General features: G+C 39.8%; 3 protein-coding genes. 2 read left to right on the top strand and 1 reads right to left on the bottom strand.

Annotated features, from left to right (window positions below; all coding sequences use genetic code 11):
- Positions 1–1,109: AbgT family transporter (locus ACT3RM_RS17250; RefSeq protein WP_444511459.1), on the top strand; the 1,109-nt coding region annotated here is incomplete at its 5' end.
- A gap of 367 nt (positions 1,110–1,476) precedes the next feature.
- Here ACT3RM_RS17250 and fdxA read toward each other — a convergent pair.
- The gene (gene fdxA / locus ACT3RM_RS17245; protein WP_441836622.1) at positions 1,477–1,800 is read right to left on the bottom strand and encodes a ferredoxin FdxA; all 324 of its coding nucleotides are present in this window, start codon (positions 1,798–1,800) and stop codon (positions 1,477–1,479) included.
- 167 nt (positions 1,801–1,967) lie between these two features.
- Between fdxA and ACT3RM_RS17240 the strand changes: the two genes are divergently transcribed.
- On the top strand, positions 1,968–3,578 hold the full coding sequence (locus tag ACT3RM_RS17240) for an NAD(P)/FAD-dependent oxidoreductase (RefSeq protein ID WP_441836621.1): 1,611 nt from the start codon (positions 1,968–1,970) through the stop codon (positions 3,576–3,578).

Here is a 3,578-nt window from a genome sequence, read left to right as displayed (position 1 = left end):
TGATCCCCCTAGCTGCAATGATATTCCACAGCCTTGGTCGTCACCCACTTGCTGGTTTAGCCGCTGCTTTTGCCGGGGTTTCAGGCGGCTATAGTGCAAACTTACTGTTAGGCACAATTGACCCACTACTTGCTGGTATCACCACACCCGCAGCACAAATGATCGATCCTAACTACCAAGTCGGTGCAGAAGCCAACTGGTATTTTATGATGATATCAGTGTTACTCATTGCAGTACTTGGCACCTTAGTAACAGAAAAAATAGTTGAGCCACGATTAGGAAAATATAACCCTGATGAAGCCAGTAATGATTTACCTAACAACGATATAAGCGGATTAACAAGTAAAGAAAAATCAGGCTTAAAATGGGCAGGTTTATCGTTATTAATCGTTTCATTATTACTGGCGTGGACCATCGTTCCTGATGATGGCATTTTACGTAACCCAGAAACAGGCTTAGTAGCCCACTCCCCTTTTCTTAAAGGAATTGTGGTATTTATATTTGTTACTTTTGGTATTCCTGGTTTTGTTTATGGTCGAGTAGTCGGCACGATGAAAAATGATAAAGATGTAATAAATGCAATGAGTAAAAGTATGAGCTCAATGGGCTTATATATTGTACTGGTATTTTTTGCAGCGCAGTTTGTAGCATTTTTTAAGTGGACCAATTTAGGCACTATATTAGCAATTAATGGCGCGGCACTTTTACAAGCTCTAAACCTAACAGGGCCTGAGGTATTTGTACTGTTTATAATAATGTGTGCCTTAGTAAACCTAAGTTTAGGATCGTCATCAGCACAATGGGCAGTGACTGCACCTATTTTCGTTCCTATGCTCATGCTAATTGGTTATGCACCAGAAACTATTCAAGCAGCTTATCGTATTGGTGATTCAGTAACGAACCTTATCACCCCAATGATGAGTTATTTTGGACTTATACTCGCTGTTGCAACAAAGTATAAAAAGAATATGGGCATTGGTACCTTAGTCGCGACTATGCTGCCATACAGTATGATCTTTTTTGTAGGCTGGGTGGTGCTCTTTTATTTATGGGTTTTCGTATTTGGCTTCCCAGTAGGCCCCGGTTCGCCGATTTATTATACACCTTAAATATATCATTATAAATTTGAGCGCCCGCCTAGAGGGTGCTCATTTTTAACATCTCAAAACGTAACACAAATACGCTTACTCTATTTAATACGACTCTTTCACGCTTAACAATATACTTTATCTGATTTATGTCCATTCACCCTCACCCTTCAGCTTTATGCTTAAAGCCATCACATGTATCGCCATAGTTAGTTAATAATATGGGTTTTATAAAAGAATCTCATTAGATAATACGTTTGCCGTTAATTTAGGACTAACGCAAAATTTAGATGTAATTAGGACGAAGATTAATGTCACGATTAATTTTAAAATAATTAATCGTTTAATTAGATTACATTTAAAACAACTTAAATAAGGCAGGGATTACTTAAATTTCAATTAGTTTTAGTTTATTAGCAACACCATTCCAGCTGTCGGCATCTATTGGGGCTAGTTTTATTTGCGTGATCCGCGGCCAAAGTAATGCTAGCTCTGCGTTTAATTCAGTAAAGTTTTTTTGCCCATCAGGCAATTCACCTTCTTGATAAATCGCTTCTGCAGGGCATTCGGGTACACATAAACCACAATCAATACAATCGATAGGACTAATTGCCAAAAAGTTGGGGCCTTCGTAAAACGCATCGGTTGGGCAAACAGCTACACAATCGGTGTACTTACATTTAATACAGTTTTCAGTAACGACAAAAGCCATTTTTTTATATGCTCAAAATTACGAAGTAAACGAAGGCGAATAATACCCAACCGCCACAAAAATACAATAAATAATCACTGCCATCACAGCTTAATTTAACGTAATATGCTCAATCTTGTGAGCGATTTAATTAATTATTCGCTAAGACACTTAATTGAGATCCCACTATGATACGTTTAACAGAAATAAAGCTTCCTCTTGATCATGATGAACAAGCACTTGAACAAGCTATAATCAGTAAGTTAGGAGTAGAAAAAACACAACTACATAGCTTTAATATCTTTAAACGTGGTTACGATGCCCGTAAAAAAACGGCCATATTACTTATTTATACCTTAGATATTGAAATTGATAATGAAGCCGCATTACTTGTTCAGTTTAGTACAGATCAACACGTCAAACTCGCACCAGATACAAGTTATAAATTTGTCGGCCAAGCACCTATAAACTTAACAGAACGCCCAGTGGTTATTGGCTTTGGTCCGTGTGGGTTATTTGCAGGGCTTGTACTTGCTCAAATGGGGTTTAATCCCATTATATTAGAGCGCGGTAAAGAAGTGCGCGAGCGCACTAAAGATACCTTTGGTTTTTGGCGTAAACGCGCCTTAAACACCGAATCTAACGTGCAGTTTGGAGAAGGTGGTGCGGGTACTTTCTCCGACGGAAAACTATACAGCCAAGTCAAAGATCCCAAGCACTATGGTCGTAAAGTGATCACAGAGTTTGTTAAAGCAGGTGCTCCTGATGAAATTCGCTATGTAAGTAAACCCCACATTGGCACTTTTAAACTAGTGACCATGATTGAGAAAATGCGTGCGCATATTGTAGAGCTCGGTGGTGAAATCCGTTTTAGCACTCGAGTTGACGATATTTTACTTGAAAATGGTCAAGTTACAGGGTTACAGCTTTCTAGCGGTGAGCAGCTCAATACCAAACACGTAATATTAGCAGTTGGCCACAGCGCCCGTGATACATTCCAAATGGTTCACAACAAGGGTATTTATGTAGAAGCAAAACCATTTTCTGTTGGTTTTAGAATTGAACACAAACAATCAATGATTGATGAATGTCGTTTTGGGCCTAATACGGGTAACCCGATTCTAGGCTCTGCCGATTATAAACTCGCTCATCATTGTGATAACGGCCGTACAGTTTACAGTTTTTGTATGTGTCCAGGCGGTACTGTCGTAGCAGCCACATCTGAAGAAGGCCGAGTAGTAACCAATGGAATGAGCCAGTACTCACGTAGTGAACGTAACGCCAACAGCGCGATTGTGGTAGGGATTTCCCCTGATGAAGATTTCCCTGGTGATCCACTTGCTGGTATAGAGTTACAACGTAAATTAGAAGAGCAGGCCTACGCACTTGGCGGTAGTAATTACGACGCACCTGCGCAGCTTATCGGTGACTTCTTAAAGGGTAAAGATTCGAGTGAATTAGGTGATGTAAAACCGTCATACACGCCAGGCATTAAATTAACGGATTTATCGAAAGTATTACCACGTTTTGCTATTGACGCAATCCGTGAAGCAATCCCTGCGTTTAATAAAAAAATCCGCGGTTTTTCAACTAACGATGGTTTATTAACTGGAGTAGAAACCCGTACTTCATCACCTATTTGTATCAAGCGCGATAAGAGTATGCAAAGCATTAACACTCAAGGTTTATACCCTGCAGGTGAAGGCGCGGGTTACGCAGGTGGCATTTTATCTGCTGGGATTGATGGCATAAAAGCCGCGGAAGCACTAGCTTTGTCCATGATTGAAAAGAGTAGATAA

The sequence above is a fragment of the Pseudoalteromonas sp. AOP7-A1-14 genome, assembly GCF_052376275.1.
GTDB lineage: Bacteria > Pseudomonadota > Gammaproteobacteria > Enterobacterales > Alteromonadaceae > Pseudoalteromonas.
Note: the sequence above shows the minus strand (reverse complement) of the source record. Positions and strands in the feature narration are given on the sequence as shown.